The 16032-nt window shown below is 34.6% G+C and carries 17 protein-coding genes; 5 read left to right on the top strand and 12 right to left on the bottom strand.

Annotation, left to right across the window (positions count from 1 at the left end; translation table 11 throughout):
• Positions 1–353: 353 nt before the first annotated feature.
• Entirely contained in the window at positions 354–782 is a 429-nt protein-coding gene (locus ACKI42_RS03885) for a DoxX family protein (protein WP_407402645.1), read from the bottom strand.
• Positions 783–849: 67 nt separating this feature from the next.
• The gene (era, locus tag ACKI42_RS03880; protein WP_407402643.1) at positions 850–1725 is read right to left on the bottom strand and encodes a GTPase Era; all 876 of its coding nucleotides are present in this window, start codon (positions 1723–1725) and stop codon (positions 850–852) included.
• A gap of 135 nt (positions 1726–1860) precedes the next feature.
• Between era and ACKI42_RS03875 the strand changes: the two genes are divergently transcribed.
• Both ACKI42_RS03875 and ACKI42_RS03870 read left to right on the top strand, forming a co-directional pair.
• Complete coding sequence (locus ACKI42_RS03875; RefSeq protein WP_407402641.1) at positions 1861–2424, top strand: Crp/Fnr family transcriptional regulator; 564 nt, start codon at positions 1861–1863, stop codon at positions 2422–2424.
• A gap of 84 nt (positions 2425–2508) precedes the next feature.
• Positions 2509–2835: a DMT family transporter gene (locus ACKI42_RS03870; RefSeq protein WP_407402639.1), complete on the top strand. Its 327-nt coding sequence runs from the start codon at positions 2509–2511 to the stop codon at positions 2833–2835.
• A 111-nt stretch (positions 2836–2946) separates the two neighbouring features.
• On the opposite strand, the gene ACKI42_RS03865 is transcribed toward ACKI42_RS03870, so the two are convergent.
• The 5 genes from ACKI42_RS03865 to gpmI all read right to left on the bottom strand — a co-directional run bounded on the left by ACKI42_RS03865 (position 2947) and on the right by gpmI (position 7856).
• Positions 2947–3657 (bottom strand): class I SAM-dependent methyltransferase, encoded by a 711-nt coding sequence (locus ACKI42_RS03865; protein ID WP_407402637.1) that lies wholly within the window; start codon positions 3655–3657, stop codon positions 2947–2949.
• A 63-nt stretch (positions 3658–3720) separates the two neighbouring features.
• Positions 3721–4530: a type I methionyl aminopeptidase gene (map, locus tag ACKI42_RS03860; RefSeq protein ID WP_407402635.1), complete on the bottom strand. Its 810-nt coding sequence runs from the start codon at positions 4528–4530 to the stop codon at positions 3721–3723.
• An 84-nt stretch (positions 4531–4614) separates the two neighbouring features.
• A complete protein-coding gene (locus ACKI42_RS03855; protein ID WP_407402633.1) occupies positions 4615–5046 on the bottom strand; it encodes a BT0820 family HAD-type phosphatase in 432 nt (143 codons plus the stop codon).
• Positions 5047–5144: 98 nt separating this feature from the next.
• A complete protein-coding gene (locus tag ACKI42_RS03850) occupies positions 5145–6122 on the bottom strand; it encodes an acyl-ACP desaturase (RefSeq protein WP_407402631.1) in 978 nt (325 codons plus the stop codon).
• Positions 6123–6314: 192 nt separating this feature from the next.
• Positions 6315–7856 carry a 2,3-bisphosphoglycerate-independent phosphoglycerate mutase gene (gene gpmI, locus ACKI42_RS03845; RefSeq protein ID WP_407402629.1) on the bottom strand — a complete coding sequence of 514 codons (1542 nt, stop codon included), beginning with the start codon at positions 7854–7856 and terminating at the stop codon, positions 6315–6317.
• A gap of 173 nt (positions 7857–8029) precedes the next feature.
• Here gpmI and ACKI42_RS03840 point away from each other — a divergent pair, with 173 nt between their 5' ends.
• Positions 8030–8353, top strand: a complete 324-nt coding sequence (locus tag ACKI42_RS03840) for a translation initiation factor (RefSeq protein ID WP_407402627.1) — start codon at positions 8030–8032, stop codon at positions 8351–8353.
• A gap of 181 nt (positions 8354–8534) precedes the next feature.
• A complete protein-coding gene (locus ACKI42_RS03835) occupies positions 8535–9389 on the top strand; it encodes a nucleoside phosphorylase (protein ID WP_407402625.1) in 855 nt (284 codons plus the stop codon).
• Positions 9390–9448: 59 nt separating this feature from the next.
• Here ACKI42_RS03835 and ACKI42_RS03830 read toward each other — a convergent pair whose 3' ends face one another.
• Positions 9449–10015, bottom strand: a complete 567-nt coding sequence (locus ACKI42_RS03830; RefSeq protein ID WP_407402623.1) for a DNA-3-methyladenine glycosylase I — start codon at positions 10013–10015, stop codon at positions 9449–9451.
• A gap of 126 nt (positions 10016–10141) precedes the next feature.
• Here ACKI42_RS03830 and ACKI42_RS03825 point away from each other — a divergent pair, with 126 nt between their 5' ends.
• The gene (locus ACKI42_RS03825; protein ID WP_407402621.1) at positions 10142–10441 is read left to right on the top strand and encodes a hypothetical protein; all 300 of its coding nucleotides are present in this window, start codon (positions 10142–10144) and stop codon (positions 10439–10441) included.
• Between the two features lie 222 nt (positions 10442–10663).
• Here ACKI42_RS03825 and ACKI42_RS03820 read toward each other — a convergent pair whose 3' ends face one another.
• Genes ACKI42_RS03820 through ACKI42_RS03805 form a run of 4 tightly spaced genes read right to left on the bottom strand, consistent with a single transcriptional unit; the run spans position 10664 to position 16031 of the window.
• Positions 10664–12103, bottom strand: coding sequence for a glycoside hydrolase family 30 protein (locus tag ACKI42_RS03820; RefSeq protein WP_407402619.1), 1440 nt, complete (start codon positions 12101–12103; stop codon positions 10664–10666).
• A gap of 48 nt (positions 12104–12151) precedes the next feature.
• Positions 12152–13603, bottom strand: coding sequence for a glycoside hydrolase family 30 protein (locus ACKI42_RS03815; protein ID WP_407402617.1), 1452 nt, complete (start codon positions 13601–13603; stop codon positions 12152–12154).
• 11 nt (positions 13604–13614) lie between these two features.
• Positions 13615–14463, bottom strand: coding sequence for a hypothetical protein (locus ACKI42_RS03810; RefSeq protein ID WP_407402615.1), 849 nt, complete (start codon positions 14461–14463; stop codon positions 13615–13617).
• Positions 14464–14486: 23 nt separating this feature from the next.
• Complete coding sequence (locus tag ACKI42_RS03805; RefSeq protein ID WP_407402613.1) at positions 14487–16031, bottom strand: RagB/SusD family nutrient uptake outer membrane protein; 1545 nt, start codon at positions 16029–16031, stop codon at positions 14487–14489.
• Between the last annotated feature and the right edge of the window lies 1 nt (position 16032).

The raw sequence follows: 16032 nt of genomic DNA, 5'->3' as shown, positions 1-16032 counted from the left end.
AGAATCTCTGTAGGGCATATCCGGATTTTAATAAAACTCATGAACCCTTTATCAATGGTATGCTCAAAGGTTTTAGTTTAAATAGAGAGAAACTGGAAAAATATTTAATATTTTATCCTACTGTGAAAAGCCGTATCGGTGATTCATAATTATTTTAGAACAAATCCAATCATAGTATGGTTTCCCGTAAATGTTTACTTAAATTTAATAGTATATTTGCCCAACTAATGCCCGTGAAAACCACAAATGATTATGATTCCTAAATATATAGGGATCATTTTTTTTAGCCAATATAAAAGCCAAAAAAAGCAGTAATGAAAATTACTGCTTTTATATGTTGTACAAAATTGGGTTTACCACTCGGTAGCTCTCCTTCTCTTTTCTATCATTCCATCTATAGAAAATCTACCCGCCCCGAATGTTAATAAAATCGCATAGATGGCAAGGTATAATAAACTAAGTTCTCGCTTATCAAATGGATCTCCTGCATGGATCACAAATGCTGCCATTGCCATGGTAAACATTAAGATTCCCACTATAATCCTAGTGAAGAAGCCTAGAATAAGCAGAATAGAACATACAAATTCTGCAAAAACCACAAGTAATAGAGAGATATGTGGCCCCATACCCAAAAAATTGAAAAACTTGGGATCTCCACCCTCCAAAAGTAGCTGTAGTTTTGGAAAACCATGAGACAACATGGCAAAACCCACAAACAACCTTACCACTAATAATACGATATCATGGATTACGAGATGGGTCTTTGAGCTAATATAGTTCATTGATTAAAAATTTTATTTAAAGATAATGAAAATCTTTTAATACAGCGATGTATATTGACTTTTTAGTCTATCTATACCCGAAATTCTTTAGATCTCTATCGTTCTTTCTCCAATCTTTTTTCACTTTTACAAAAAGATTAAGGTGAATTTTTTTGCTAAAAAATTTCTCTAAATCTATCCTTGCCTGAGTTCCTACTTTTTTAATCGCCTCTCCTTTGTGCCCAATGATAATTCCCTTCTGGGTATCTCTTTCTACGTAGATAATAGAATCGATAAAAATAATCCCCTCTTTCTCCTTGAACATCTCTGTCACAACTTCCACAGAATATGGAATTTCTTTCTCATAGTTCAAAAGTATTTTCTCACGTATTGCCTCGTTCACGAAGAAACGCTCAGGCTTATCCGTATACATTTCCTTATCGTAGTACGCAGGGCTTTCTGGTAACATCGATTTTAATTTTGGCAATATAATATCGGTATTGAATGCATTCAGGGCAGAAATAGGAAGAATCTCAGCTTTTGGGATTCTCTCGTGCCATTCTTCTACCAATTTTTCTAAGCCTTCTTGGTTGGTTTGGTCTACTTTATTCAGTAACAATAATACCGGAACTGGTATTTTGTTTAGTTTATCAATCAAAAATTCTGAAGGCTCAGATTTATCTGTAGCATCCACAATGAATAAGAAAACATCTGCATCTTGTAAAGAGTCTTTTACAAAATCCATCATTTTTTCTTGCAAACCGTACTTAGGATCTAGCACTCCTGGAGTGTCAGAAAATACAATTTGTAAGTCTTCTTCATTATAAATTCCGAAAATTCTATGTCTAGTTGTTTGTGCTTTTTGAGTCACGATGGCCAATTTCTCTCCCATCAATTCATTCAGAAGGGTAGATTTTCCAGCGTTTGGTTTACCAACGATATTTACAAATCCTGCTTTATGCATATAAAAAAATTAAGTCGCTTATATTACGATCTGCAAAGTTACTAAAACAAAATCGGTCTTTAGAATATTAACAAAATTAGATGACAAAAAATGTCTATTTTTGAATGAAAATAAATTCTATTTCTTTACTTTCCCATGAATATCGACGAAATCCTTGCTGCCATCCACCCGCTGCCCGAAGAATCTAAAGAAAAATTAAAAAATTCTATCACAGAGCTATCATTTCCAAAGGGTCATATTCTAATGCAAGCGGATAAGGTAGTTCCTTTTATTTATTTTATTAAAAAAGGAATTGTAAGAGCGTATGCAAGTTCGGAGTATAACGATATTACTTTTTGGTTTGGAACTGAAGGTGAACCTGTAGTTTCTATGAAAAGCTATGTAGAGAACAAACCGGGGTATGAAAGTATAGAGCTACTAGAGGATAGCCAACTCTATTGTTTGGAAATATCTACGTTGAACAACCTCTTTGAAACTGAACTCTCTATTGCCAATTGGGGTAGAAAATTTGCCGAACGCGAATTGATAAAAACCGAAGAGCTGATTATTTCCCGACAGTATAAAACAGCAACGGAACGCTATAAGGATCTCTTAAAAGAAAAACCCTATCTACTCCAAAGAGTACAACTGGGTCACATTGCATCATATCTCGGGATCACCCAAGTGAGCCTTAGCAGAATACGTGCTGAAATAAAATAATCAAGTCTTTGTCAGTATTTTTTAACATTTGTAAAAACCAATGTCAATCCTATTGCTCATATTTGCAACTTAAAATTATCAGTTATGAATTGGATTATATTGATTATTGCAGGTTTGTTTGAAGTGGGATTTGCCTCCTGTCTAGGAAAAGTGAAGGAAACGTCTGGGAATATAATGTATGCGTGGTTTGCTGGTTTCCTGCTTTGCCTAACAATCAGTATGCTTTTGCTCATTAAAGCTACAGAAACACTACCTATCGGTACAGCCTATGCCGTATGGACAGGAATCGGTGCAGTAGGGACCGCACTTGTAGGAATTTTTATATTTAAGGATCCGGCAAGTTTTTGGAGAATTTTCTTTATCTGTACACTTATTGGTTCTGTGATTGGTTTAAAAGCGGTATCTCACTAAAATTTTTAATCTAAATATTTTCAAACCAAAGAGGGACAAAGGATTTTTCTAATTTAGAATTAAGAGCCTAAGATAAGAATCGAGCTTAACTGCGTTAAGCTCGATTTTGTTTTATTTTTTATATACAATTGGTAAGATTTCGTTGGCCAATAGACCAAATCTTTTGATGTCTTCTGGCGTAAATTGCTTGGAATAAAAATTAGGTTCTGTTTCGAATCCAGCTTTTCTTAATCTATCAAAATAATCCATTCCATACCAACGTACATGGTCGTATTGCCCAAAATGCTTCTGACGTTCCTCTGGATCTTTTATGGTAAAATCCTCATACGTTTTCTCCAATGTGCTTCTCATGGGTACCTGAAGGATACCCCAACCACCAGGTTTCAGAACTCTATAAAGCTCACTCATTGCCTTTGCATCATCTTCAATATGCTCCAATACATGGTTACAGAAAATAATATCAAAACTTTCAGTAGCGAATGGTAAGTCTAGAATATCTGCTTTTACATCCACAATAGGGGAATACAAATCAGCAGAGATATAATCTAAATTGCTCATCTGCTTGAATTTTCTAAGAAATTCTTGCTCGGGAGCAATATGCAAAACTTTATATTTCTTTATGAAAAACTCGGTTTCATTTTGAAGGTAAAGCCACATTTGGCGGTGTCTTTCTAAGCTTAGAGTACCAGGAGAAAGCGCATTCTGTCTTTGTTTACCATATCCGTACGGGAGAAATTTCCTGTATGATTTGCCATCAATAGGATCATAGAAATTATCTCCCTTAAAAAACTGGTAAATAAGTGGACGTGCCCAGATACTCATTTTAATAAGAAAAGGACGGGGAAGTTTGTTTAATAAAAATTTGATCAATTGGATGTTTTTATATTAAAAATCTAATTGAAATTGCTTTTCTTCATCACTTACAATTCCTAATGCATCATAGATATATTGGAAAGTAGAAAGCAATACAGGTTTCCCATTAATTACTGCAACATCATGTTCGAAGTGAGCAGAAGGAAGATTGTCTAATGTAGTCACTGTCCAACCATCTGCGTGAAATTTCACTTTCTCTGTACCCAAGTTCACCATAGGTTCTATCGCAATAGCCAAACCATCTTTTATCGTTTTTCCGCTACCTTGTCTACCATAGTTAGGTACTTGAGGATCTTCATGCATTTTCTTACCCAAACCATGTCCTACCAACTCTCTTACAACACCATAGCCTTCTTTTTCGCAATGTGCTTGTATTGCATGAGAGATATCTCCAATTCTCTTACCACGTACACATTGTGCAATTCCTTTATAAAGAGATTCTTTGGTAGTCTGAAGCATTTTTTTAACCTCAGGTTTCACTTCTCCAATCTCGAAGGTGTAGGCATGATCTCCTACATATCCATTCAGGATAGCACCACAATCTACAGAAAGTACATCTCCTTCTTTTACAATATCATTATTTGGAAACCCGTGTACTACTTGATCATTAGGTGATATACAGAGAGAGTTTGGAAAACCTCCATAGCCCAAAAATGCAGGCTCTGCACCATGATCTTTGATGAAGTCATGAGCGAGTTTATCTAAATATAAAGTAGTAATACCTGGTTTGATTTCTTTTGCCAACATCCCTAGTGTTCTAGACACGAGTTGTGCGCTCTCTTTCATTAGACGAAGTTCGTCTATCGTTTTTAGTTGAATCATGTAATATAATGTAACAATTAAAAATCTAGCAGAGTAAGATTTATAAATAAATTGCTACTTTGCTAGACTGTCAGAAGTATTCTTTTACCAGAATAATCCTTTTTTCTTTTCTTTTTTCAGTTTAGAATATGCCAAAACCTCTTTACCTTCGACGCGAAATTCTATTCTCTCGTTGATGATATTATAAATTTCGCCCCATCCTGGGAAGCCACCTAAGTTTCTATCGTCGATAAAAAGATCGGCATCTAGCTTTCTAGATTGTGTATTTCCATCAAAAACTTCTCCTTCAAAACTAGAATTAACAGCATAAAATTCGATACCATTTTTTCTACAAAATTCTACTGCATCATCTAATGTTTTACCATGTCTATACGTCCAAAGGATCAATCTATATCCTTGAGCTTGTAATTTCTTTAGCGTATCAAACGCAAAAATTTTAGCTTTTCCTACTTCCGGATAAGCGTCATCTACGATGGTACCGTCAAAATCTACGGCGATTTTTTTATTTTGAAGCATTCTGTTTTTTTTCTATGCAAAGATAACAAATAAAAAAGTGTCGGAAAAACATCCGACACTCTTAGTAACTTAATATTGCTTTAAAGTTTAGTTAAATTTTAACTTTTAACCCAACTGAATTTAAATTCTTGATCTGGAGTAGAAATTCTATCCGTAATTTTCTGCAATCTAGCAGGCAATTTCATTAGATATTCCTGAGCTTTTTCAGCTTGCTCGTTTAAGCCTGTAACGTGCTCAATTTTCCACTCATCTAAAAGATCCTTTAGGATATTGATATAGTCGTTTCCAGTATACACCATGCATCTTTGTGCTGCATCCGAGAAGTGCCCCCATAGTTCACCAGCTTTCTGCCCAGATTGTCTCATAAGGTGAGCAGGCATCACTATTTTTTTGCGCATCATATCTTCAAATGCAATGATCATTTCTGATGGGTCTAGCTCTATAATTTTGGATACGAAATGCTTGTAAGCTTTTGCATGTCTTGCTTCATCTGCTGCAATTACACCACACATTTTTGCCAATTTTCCGTTACCAGATTGTTTAGCTAAAGTTCCTACTCTTCTATGAGAAATATTAGTAGCCGTTTCTTGGAAACTTGTGTAGATGAAGTTTCTATATGGATCCATACTTGTACCCAAATCGAAACCATCACTTATTAAATATTGAGTTGTAATTTCAACCTCTCTCATATTCACTCTTCCACATAGATATAGATATTTGTTGAGCAAGTCACCATGTCTGTTTTCTTCACCTGTCCAAGCTCTTATCCAACTTGCCCATCCTACTTTTTCTTCCTGGTTGATACCATCAATACCTAATAGCCAAGATTCGTAAGAAGGTAAAGCCTCTTCAGTGATACAGTCACCAATCAATGTTACAAATAAATCGTAGGGCATCTCTTGCGCAAAAGTTTGAATTTCTTCTAATTCATATTTAAATTCAGCACTTGACGGATCTGGAAGATAATCTGACGGTTGCCAAATTTTTTCTATTGGGGTTAAAAATTTTTCTAGAAAAGAACCTACCTCTTTCTCGAGAATCCCCATTACTTCTTTTCTTACAAGCTTCTGATACATTTTACTTCAATTAATTTACAAATATATGATTTTATTTATAACTAAGTCCATGTAATCTAGATTGATTATTAATTATGACAAATGTCATAATTAACGAACAGTTGTAAATAATTTTTACTAATAATTAAATAAAGATTGCGAAATAATAAAGGATATAGTACTTTATTTTATAATATCAATAATTCTTCATTTTTAAATCGCTAAGATTTCCCCTGTCATTACCGCCGGAATCTCTACCCCCATTACACTCAGTATTGTAGGAGCTACATCACCTAGTTTCCCTGGTTGTAATTTCCATGTATGGTCTTTGTCCATTACAATAAATGGAACCAAATTGGTTGAATGTTGTGTATTGGGAGTTCCATCAGAATTTATCATAACATCAGAATTACCATGGTCTGCAAGTATAAAAACTGCATATCCATTCTCGTAAGCAGCTGTCGCCACTTTTTCTATGCATTGATCTACCGTCTCTGCCGCTTTCACAGCTGCCTCGAATACTCCTGTATGGCCTACCATATCAGTATTTGCAAAATTTAAACATATAAAATCTGCAGTTTGATTTTGAATTTCTGGTATAATAGTATTTGTAATTTCGTATGCAGACATTTCTGGCTTTAAGTCATACGTAGGTACGTCTTTGGGACTTGGACATAATAGTCTTTTTTCTCCCTCGAACTGCTCTTCTCTACCTCCAGAAAAGAAGAAAGTAACATGTGGATATTTCTCTGTTTCAGCAATTCTTATCTGAGATTTTCCGTTGCGTTCTAGTATTTCTCCCATCGTTTCCCTAAGGACAGCTTCATCAAAAACGACATGTACATTTTCATATGTTTTATCATAATTAGTAAGCGTCACATAGTACAACGGTAACTTTCTCATAAAATAATCTGGCATATCGTGCTGGCATAAGACTTCAGTGATTTCTCTCCCTCTATCCGTACGGAAATTAAAGCAAATCACAACGTCATTATCAACGATTTTGGCAACAGGAACTATAGCTCCATTTTGCGATTCCTTCATCATAATAATAGGTTTAATGAATTCGTCGGTGATATTCTGATCATATGAATTCTTTATGGCTTCTAAAGCATTATAGGTTTGAAATCCTATCCCAGAAGTCATTGCGTCATAAGCCAATTTTACACGTTCCCAACGCTTATCTCTATCCATTGCATAATATCTACCAATAACAGAGGCTAATTGACCCGTAGTGACGCTCATGTAATTTTGTAATTCTTCTATAAAACCTAGACCAGACAAAGGATCACAATCTCTACCATCAGTAAAAGCATGAACATATACATTTTCGTTCAAACCATATTCCTTTGCGGCAGTCAGTAAACCTTGCAGATGATTGATATGTGAATGCACGCCTCCATTAGAAACTAGACCTATGAAGTGAACATTTTTACTTTCTCTTTTGGCATAAGCAAATGCTTCTTGGATGGCGAGTTCTTGTCCCAATGATCCATTTTCCACAGCCATATTGAGTTTTACCAAATTTTGATAAACTACTCTACCAGCACCAAGGTTCATGTGTCCTACCTCAGAATTTCCCATCTGTCCTAAAGGTAAACCTACAGCTAAGCCGCTTGCCTCTAGTGTGGTATTAGGAAAATTAGCTAGACAATTATCGATGAATGGTGTGTGGGCTTGAGCTAAGGCAGAAACCTCAGGATTACTCCCAAGACCCCAACCGTCAAGGATGGCTAATATTGCTTTTTTTGACATTTTAGTGTAAGATTTAATAATAACAAATTTACTTTTTTTGATTGAAAGAGAAGCCTGAATTTTTTATATTTTTCACTTTAATGATAATGCATTCGAAAGTATTTAGTTCAAAAAACTAATGTATTGCGTAGAAAACATGTTCTCGATTTCATTTTTATTTATAATTTTGCTTTATGGACTTAAGAGATCAATTAAAAGGACTATTTCCTGAGCATGAAGAACAGGAATTTGAGATGCCTCAAGAAGAATTTAAACAAAAAGAACCCCTTGTCTGCAAATTTGAAAAAAAAGGCAGACATGGTAAGCCAGTAACTATTGTGGAAGGTTGGGAAGGTTCTGATGAAGACCTGAAAAAGATTTCTAAAAAAATAAAAACAACTTTAGGAATTGGTGGATCAGAAAAGGATGGAACCATCATTATACAAGGCGATAATAGAGATAAAATTATGGTGATTTTGAAAGATTTAGGCTATAAAACAAAAAGAGTGGGTGGATAAGTTAGACAGTAAAGGAGTTCATGGGGAGCAATTATTGATATTTTCAACAATTTTAATATAATTTAACACAGAATTATATTTACATTAAGATTCCTATCCACACATTTTTAGTATTTTTACTTTCCTAAGAAACAAATTGATCTTTTATTTTCTGAGATCGAAAATTTAATACAAACATTTTATGCTAAATAAACTTGCCGCATCAGAGTTGGTTCTGAATGAAGATGGAAGTGTATATCACTTAAACTTATTGCCTGAAGATATTGCTGACAAAGTGATTTTGGTAGGTGACCCAGATAGAGTACCAAAAGTTTCTAAATATTTTGATACTATCGAAGTTAGGAAAAATAAGAGAGAATTCTATACCCATACAGGGATGTTGCGTGGAGAAAGAATTTCTGTAATGTCTACAGGTATTGGTACAGAAAATATTGATATCGTAATGAATGAGTTGGATGCATTGGTTAATATCGATTTGCAAAACAAAGAATTTAAGACAGAGCATAAAGCGTTAGAATTATTTAGAATGGGAACCTGCGGAAGTGTAAACCCAGAAGTACAGGTAGATAATATGCTGGTTACTCAAAATGTAGTTGGGCTAGATGGTTTGATGCATTTTTACCAAGATTATGAATTCGAAAATGAGTTTTCAAAAAACTTTTTAGAGAAATTTCCGTATGCTAAAATAAAACCAATGCTTTATTTTGCAGATTGGGCTGAAGATTTGGGCGAATTGTATAAAGATGCAAAATACCACGGAAATACAGCTACATTCCCAGGTTTCTATGCACCACAGGGAAGACAATTGCGTCTAAAGGCGTTAGATGATCAATTCTTGGAAACGTTGAATGATTTGGGAGTAACCAATTTTGAGATGGAAACTTCTGCAATCTATGCGTTATCCAAAATGCTAGGACATAAGGCTATTACCGTAAACAATGTGATTGCCAATAGAAGACGCGGAGAATTTTCTGCCGATCATCATGCATCTGAGAAAAACCTTATAGAATGGGTTTTAGATAGAATTATCAAGTAAAAATTAATCATTATACTTTCTGTAAAAGGTTGAATTTTCGTACGAAAATTCAACCTTTTTTATGTTCTAAAGCTGCAACTAGCAATATGATCATTAATAATGCCTATGGCTTGTAAATAGGCATATATTACTGTAGAACCCACGAATTTAAAACCTCTTTTTTTAAGTTCTTTAGAAATTTCATCTGAAAGAGCTGATGTTGCAGGAATTTCCTTAATGGATGATGGACAATTATCTATTGGATTACCGTCTACAAAGTCCCAAATATACTTGGAAAAACTCCCGAATTCATTTTGAATTTTAATGAAATTCTGTGCATTGGTAATTGTTGATAAAATTTTCAGCCTATTTCTAATGATACCACGATTTAGCAATAACTCCTCTACTTTTTCTTCCTCATACAAAGCAATTTTACGAAATTCAAAATGATCAAAAGCTTCTCTGAAGGTATTTCTTTTGCTGAGAATTGTATACCAACTTAATCCTGCTTGAAAAGTCTCTAAAATAAGAAATTCAAACAATGTTTCATCATCATATACGGGTTTCCCCCACTCTAGATCATGATAGTTTCTATACAAATCATCTTTTTCACACCAACTGCAACGTATAATTTCTTTGGAATTCATATTTTTATTTAAAGTTATCAATATCATTTAAATTTTATCATAATATTTGTGATAATTTTAACACCTATTGTGCTTTTTAGGAATAATTATTGCTGAATATTAAATACAAATATTTAAAAATATATTATGGAAAATCAAGATTACAACAAAGCAGAAAATGCAGTTGACAAAACTGAAAACACATTGAAGAACGCAGCAGACAATGCTAAAGGCGGAATCAACAATCTTGCAGATAAAGCAAGAGATTTTATAAAAGAAAAAAAAGATAACAACCAAGAAGCAAACCAGCAAGATTGGTTGGACAGAATGAAAGAATCTGCAGCTGATACATGGGATGACATCAAGGATAGCGCAAATGAAGCGTGGGAAAAAACAAAGGATGCTGCTGAAGATGTGAAAGCAGAAATCAACAAGAAGACCAATTAGAATTTGTTTAGTCAGATATATATTATTCAATAAGACGGAGCCTTTATTATAAGGGCTCTGTTTTTTTGATTATTAGACCAATTTTAAAGAACTCATTATAGTTAATATGATTAGTATTCACTTTGACTTTAGATATCTAATCTGACACTACAAAAACAAAAATTTCGGTACCTAAGGTACCGAAATCTACCGCAAAATATTATTAAAAATAATAGGCCAGCACTATAATATAACTGTCTGAATAGAATGTGCTGGAGCATAAATTTTTGCTGCCATGCCTTCTATCCACAAGTTGGTTTCGATATCATCTTCAGATTCATTCATAATTACAGTTACCAATTGTCCATTGGTGTTCATGAATGTTGTAGAGATCAGTGCGGCTCTATTAGAAGAACTCCCAATTCTCTGTGCATTAGGTTTGATATACTTGGAAAGGTGCCCTACATAATAATATTCGTAAGTATAATGAACTTCACCGGTTCTTGTATCTGCAATAATTGGAGCAAAACAAAAATTACCTACATGGTTTGGACCTCCAGTTTCGTCCAACAAAATATTCCAATCTGTCCATAATGCTGTTCCTTTATTGAAATCATTAATAATATTTCTTCCGTACAATTCACCCAAACTCACATCATAAATTTTAGTAAGATCAAATTGCTCCTTACAACCTTCGGTAAATGCCAAAAATTTGTCTGGAAATGCGCGCTGTGTCTCTGTAAGATTATCGAAAAGCTGCGTTTTATTATTCCATGTTTCATACCAATGGTACCCAATACCATGAGCATATTTCGCAGTTTCTGGATCTGCCAATGTAGTGGTTGCTCTTTGGTAAATAAGATCTCTATTGTGATCCCAAATTATCACTTTTTTATCTTTGAAGCCATTTTTCCAAAGTGTTGGTCCAAGATTATTCTTAAGAAAATCGCCTTCTTCCTCGGCAGAATAAATACAAGATTCCCAAGTTTGAACTGCCATCGGCTCATTTTGTATAGTTAGTCCCCAAATATTAATTCCTCTTTTTTCGTATTCATTAATAAATTTTATATAATAATCTGCCCAAGTCTGATAATACTTATTCTCTAATCTCCCCCCTTTAAGCATACTATTATTAGATTTCATCCATGCTGGTGGGCTCCATGGCGAAAAATAAAAGGTAAAATCTTTACCAATTATTTTCTTCGCCTCTTTTATCATTGGAATCTTGTATTTTTCGTCATGAGAAATATCGAAAGACTTCAATGAGGAATCATTATCTTTTACATAAGTGTAAGAATCTGAAGAAAAGTCACATGAATTCATATTAGTTCTTACCACCGTATAGCCAATTCCATCTTTTCCATAGTACGCCTCTAAGATTTCTTTTTGTTTGTTTTTAGGTAATTTGTAGAATGTTTCTGCAGAAGCATCGGTAATAGCACCTCCAATACCAATCAGTTTTTGATATTTAAAATCCGGATCTACAAAAATACACGCATCAGTCTCTTTTGGCTGTCCAAATTTTACAAATTCTACAGAACCTTTATTCACCATTTTTTCTTGGGTTTTAGAGTTGGTAAGAACAATTTTCGCCTTTCTATTGTTATTATTCTTCCAGTAGTTTTGAGAATAAACATTAGTAAATACTCCGGCTATCAAACAACTTACAATGAGTTTTTTCATAATTAAAATTTACTTTTTTGAGCATAAGCTCTTATTTATATTTCTTTTTTAGAATGTATATGTAGCTACTGAGTTTGCGGCTAATGATACAGGAGCTACTTTGTTTTCTATTTTTATATTAAAAGATTTTTCTATAGGGTTTTCATTTTGTACAATCAGAACATACTTGCCCACTGGTGTTTTAAAAGCTACAGTAGAAAGATTATCTTGCTGTGTAGAAGCAATTCTTTGTGAATTTGCCGGTACAAATTTGGATGCCTGCGCAATAATGTAGTAGGCTACATTCTTTTCATAATTATTCGAGTTGTTTACTGTGATGGCACCTTTACATTGGTAGCATCCTCCTGGAGTATAGGGTTGAAAATTTGCGTTATTTGCAACATTCCATTCCAAGGCAGTTTTACTCCAATTTCTCATAGAGCCAATAATAATATTCTTTATGTGCCAGCTGAAATCTACAGCAAATGTTCCAGTAGAGCTTGTCCATTGTTCTGTAAAATATACATTTTTGTTAGGGAAAAGATCATGTACAGTACTTAGGGCTGATATATCACCATTGTAAAGATGAAAAGCTGAACCATCTACATACTGATTGGCAGAAGGATCATTAAGGATAGTTAGTGGGTATGTAGGATCATCACAATTGTGATCGTACCCAATAATTTTAGTTGTAATGCCCGCAGCTTGGAAATTTGGACCTAGATTATTTTTAATAAAATTTGTCTGTTGTTGCGCACTCATGTATAGACTTGGATTATTATCTGGATTCAGGGGTTCGTTCTGTGGCGTAATGGCGTCAATTTTGATCCCATTTTGATGCATGGTCTGAATAAATTTAATTAGATATTTAGAATAAACATCATAATATTCTGGCTTCAAACTACCTCCTTTGGTACTCTGGTTATCCTTCATCCAAACTGGTGGTGACCATGGTGATGCCATAATTTTGATGTTTGGATTGATAAGCAAAATTTCCTTTAGCATTTGTATTACAGGTTGATCTTTAGCCATAGAAAATTGGCTCAACGTAAGATCAGTCTGCCCTGCTGGGATATCATTGTAAGAGAAAACTTCGCTGTTGAGATCCGATGCTCCAACACTGATTCTTATATAACTCACTCCAATACCATTAGAACTAAATAAATCATTTAATAGTTCTTGTTTTTTAGCAGCTGAGAGCTGATTAATAACTTCTACGCTGCCACCTGTAAGTGTATATCCAAAACCATCAATCGTTTGAAATACCTTAGATGGGTCTATTAAAATGTTAGTGCTGCCACTTGTAACATTCGTAAAATAGGCAGTAGGTTGTTTTTCTAGTTTTACCGATTGGTCAGCTTTTGTTAACCAAACTTCAATAGGATTACCATTTGCAGTACCGGGAGTATCCGAATTTGTGATATCCGTGGAAGCACTGCTGCATCCTAAAAATGGTAAGAGTGCTACACTGCATATTGCAGCAGCTCTAGAAAAATATGTATATTGATTAGTAATTTTCATCTTATTTTGATTTACGTTGTTTTACGGAATTCTATTTTATCAACACTGAGAGCATTAATCTTACTACCACCACATTTTACTTCCAAATACACGGTACCAGTTTTTGTTGCTGTATATTTTCCTGAATTTTTAGCATCATCACATCCTATGGTAGATACCTTACCAGAGAACTTTGCTAACCCGCAACCTGCCCAAGTATTAATATTTCTGTAAACCTGCCCATTCACGTCTTGCCCATCTACCGGAGCATGATCTAGTACATATACCTCAAACCATGTATTTACTAAAGGAGTTTCTGAAGACGCTACTAAGTCTATACTGTATTTTTGTCCAGCTACGACATCTATGGCTTGATAAAAACCTTGCTGGTTTCCATCTTGTGCTACTAAGGTCGCTTTTTTATTTGCGAAAACCCATTGAGCACCAGAAGGACTTATCTTATGGATTGTCCATTTTGCAACTTCTTCAGGAGTATCTAATCTACCTCCTTTCACCATATTCCCGGCATTAGGATCAGAAGTAGGAACCACAAGAGTTTGAGTAGCAATTTTGGATTCTCCTCCCATACCGATAGCCTGATGTTCTACAACAAATGTTCCTGCATCGGGAAGAAACAAATTTTCCTCAGCCTTACCTACATAATAACCATCTTCATCGATATTCCATTTTGAGGCGATATAATTATTAAGATTTCTTTTTAAAGAATACTTATTTTCAGCAGTCTTTGTTACTGTGAATGAGGGATCAATATTTTTATCATCAATCCCGCGCCCATCGCCATCTACTGTCTCGGGTACACAACTGGCTGTAGTAAACAACGCAACGGACATTGTTAATTTTACGATATTTTTTAAAATCATTTTATATTTTTTAGTTTTTAATATTAATACCCTGGATTTTGTTTAAGTATAGTGCCTGATATTTCTGTATAAGGAATAGGCATAATTTCATTTTTACCTGAAACAAAACCTTTGAAAGCTAATTTTGTTGGTGCATCTCCCCATCTCACAAGATCAAAAAAACGGTGTCCTTCTCCTGCAAGTTCTCTTCTTCGTTCATCTTTTATAGCTTGCATACTTACCGGAATAGATGGTAACCCTACTCTAGATCTTACAGCATCTAATAGTGCTTGTGCCCTACTACCAGATCCATTCAGAGCTTCAGCTTCCATAAGATATGTATCTGCAAGTCTTAATAATATATAATTTTGTCTAAAATTAAGTTCTTGTGAGCCAGGCAAGTTTGTAACCATGTCCTTTGTAGGCATAAATTTGTTCAAGAAATATCCAGTATCTTTATAAGCTGGCGAATAGTCAGCATAATTCTGTTGCTTTAGACTTTTAAGGTTTAGTACAGTTGCATCAACACGAGGATCATTACTCATAAAATTGAATAAATCTTCTGAAATTGGATTAAATGCCCATCCAGAGAAAATATCAGGAGCAGCTGGGTTTTTACGAGTGTAGGATCTAGGAGCAGTCATAATACAAATTGAATTTCCTTCATCCTTACCTTGCCCCCATATTCCCCAATCTGAATTTGCTTTATTAGTATGCATCACTTCAATGATAGATTCTGAACTAAATTTATAAATATCATCAGGCATTGTAGTCGGTGAAGAATTGAACAAATCTCCAAAGTTAGTAACAAGTTTATATCCGTACATGCTAGTTCCTCCAGGAGTACCGTTAACGTCAGCAAATTGTGCCGCAGCGTCTGCATTTTTGTGCTGATAAAGATATACCTTACCCAAAAGTGCTTTGGCAGTACCTTGTGTCATTCTTCCTCTATCTGCACCACTCACCGTCATTGGAAGATATGGAATTGCCTCTTTCAAATCATTTTCAATCTGAGCATACACTGTAGTTTTGTCTACTTGTGGTACATTATAAAAGTCGTCAGCTGCTGTGAATGGTAAGGTGATCAAAGGGATATTGCCGAATACTCGTACTAAATCGAAGTAATATAATCCTCTTAAAACTTTAGCCTCAGAAATAAATCTATTTTTGATATTATTATCCATATCAGCTTGTGGAGCTCTTAAAATAAGCGTATTGGCTCTGGCAATGCCTTGATAATAATCTTGCCAATAACTAGCAGGCATGGTTGTAGGATTTATTTGGAAATTTGATGCTCCTTGTATTCCTACTGCATCTGTTGCACTTCCGCCACCAGCATAGAAGTCATCTGACGCCGCATTATAGAAAGTGACTAAATTTTCAAAACCACCTGCATATTTCCTCATTGGATCATATACTCCTGTGAGAGCAAAAAAACATTCTTGTTCATTTCTAAAAAAATTCTCACCTTCGAATGCACCAATATATTCCTTCTCTTCTAATGTTGCATCGTTACATGAAACAGACATCGTGCTCATCCCCACTAAGAATGTGGCAGCAATTGATATTTTTAAAATTTTATTTTTCATT

Origin of the sequence: Chryseobacterium sp. (assembly GCF_045629545.1) — a bacterium.
Lineage (GTDB): Bacteria > Bacteroidota > Bacteroidia > Flavobacteriales > Weeksellaceae > Chryseobacterium.
This window is presented reverse-complemented; position numbering and strand designations above follow the sequence as displayed.

What these genes read in the sequence shown, in the direction of transcription:
- ACKI42_RS03885 (WP_407402645.1), bottom strand. Translation starts at nt 782, where the DNA reads ATGAACTATATTAGCTCAAAGACCCATCTCGTAATCCATGATATCGTA.
- era (WP_407402643.1), bottom strand. Translation starts at nt 1,725, where the DNA reads ATGCATAAAGCAGGATTTGTAAATATCGTTGGTAAACCAAACGCTGGA.
- ACKI42_RS03875 (WP_407402641.1), top strand. Translation starts at nt 1,861, where the DNA reads ATGAATATCGACGAAATCCTTGCTGCCATCCACCCGCTGCCCGAAGAA.
- ACKI42_RS03870 (WP_407402639.1), top strand. Translation starts at nt 2,509, where the DNA reads ATGAATTGGATTATATTGATTATTGCAGGTTTGTTTGAAGTGGGATTT.
- ACKI42_RS03865 (WP_407402637.1), bottom strand. Translation starts at nt 3,657, where the DNA reads ATGAGTATCTGGGCACGTCCACTTATTTACCAGTTTTTTAAGGGAGAT.
- map (WP_407402635.1), bottom strand. Translation starts at nt 4,530, where the DNA reads ATGATTCAACTAAAAACGATAGACGAACTTCGTCTAATGAAAGAGAGC.
- ACKI42_RS03855 (WP_407402633.1), bottom strand. Translation starts at nt 5,046, where the DNA reads ATGCTTCAAAATAAAAAAATCGCCGTAGATTTTGACGGTACCATCGTA.
- ACKI42_RS03850 (WP_407402631.1), bottom strand. Translation starts at nt 6,122, where the DNA reads ATGTATCAGAAGCTTGTAAGAAAAGAAGTAATGGGGATTCTCGAGAAA.
- gpmI (WP_407402629.1), bottom strand. Translation starts at nt 7,856, where the DNA reads ATGTCAAAAAAAGCAATATTAGCCATCCTTGACGGTTGGGGTCTTGGG.
- ACKI42_RS03840 (WP_407402627.1), top strand. Translation starts at nt 8,030, where the DNA reads ATGGACTTAAGAGATCAATTAAAAGGACTATTTCCTGAGCATGAAGAA.
- ACKI42_RS03835 (WP_407402625.1), top strand. Translation starts at nt 8,535, where the DNA reads ATGCTAAATAAACTTGCCGCATCAGAGTTGGTTCTGAATGAAGATGGA.
- ACKI42_RS03830 (WP_407402623.1), bottom strand. Translation starts at nt 10,015, where the DNA reads ATGAATTCCAAAGAAATTATACGTTGCAGTTGGTGTGAAAAAGATGAT.
- ACKI42_RS03825 (WP_407402621.1), top strand. Translation starts at nt 10,142, where the DNA reads ATGGAAAATCAAGATTACAACAAAGCAGAAAATGCAGTTGACAAAACT.
- ACKI42_RS03820 (WP_407402619.1), bottom strand. Translation starts at nt 12,103, where the DNA reads ATGAAAAAACTCATTGTAAGTTGTTTGATAGCCGGAGTATTTACTAAT.
- ACKI42_RS03815 (WP_407402617.1), bottom strand. Translation starts at nt 13,603, where the DNA reads ATGAAAATTACTAATCAATATACATATTTTTCTAGAGCTGCTGCAATA.
- ACKI42_RS03810 (WP_407402615.1), bottom strand. Translation starts at nt 14,463, where the DNA reads ATGATTTTAAAAAATATCGTAAAATTAACAATGTCCGTTGCGTTGTTT.
- ACKI42_RS03805 (WP_407402613.1), bottom strand. Translation starts at nt 16,031, where the DNA reads ATGAAAAATAAAATTTTAAAAATATCAATTGCTGCCACATTCTTAGTG.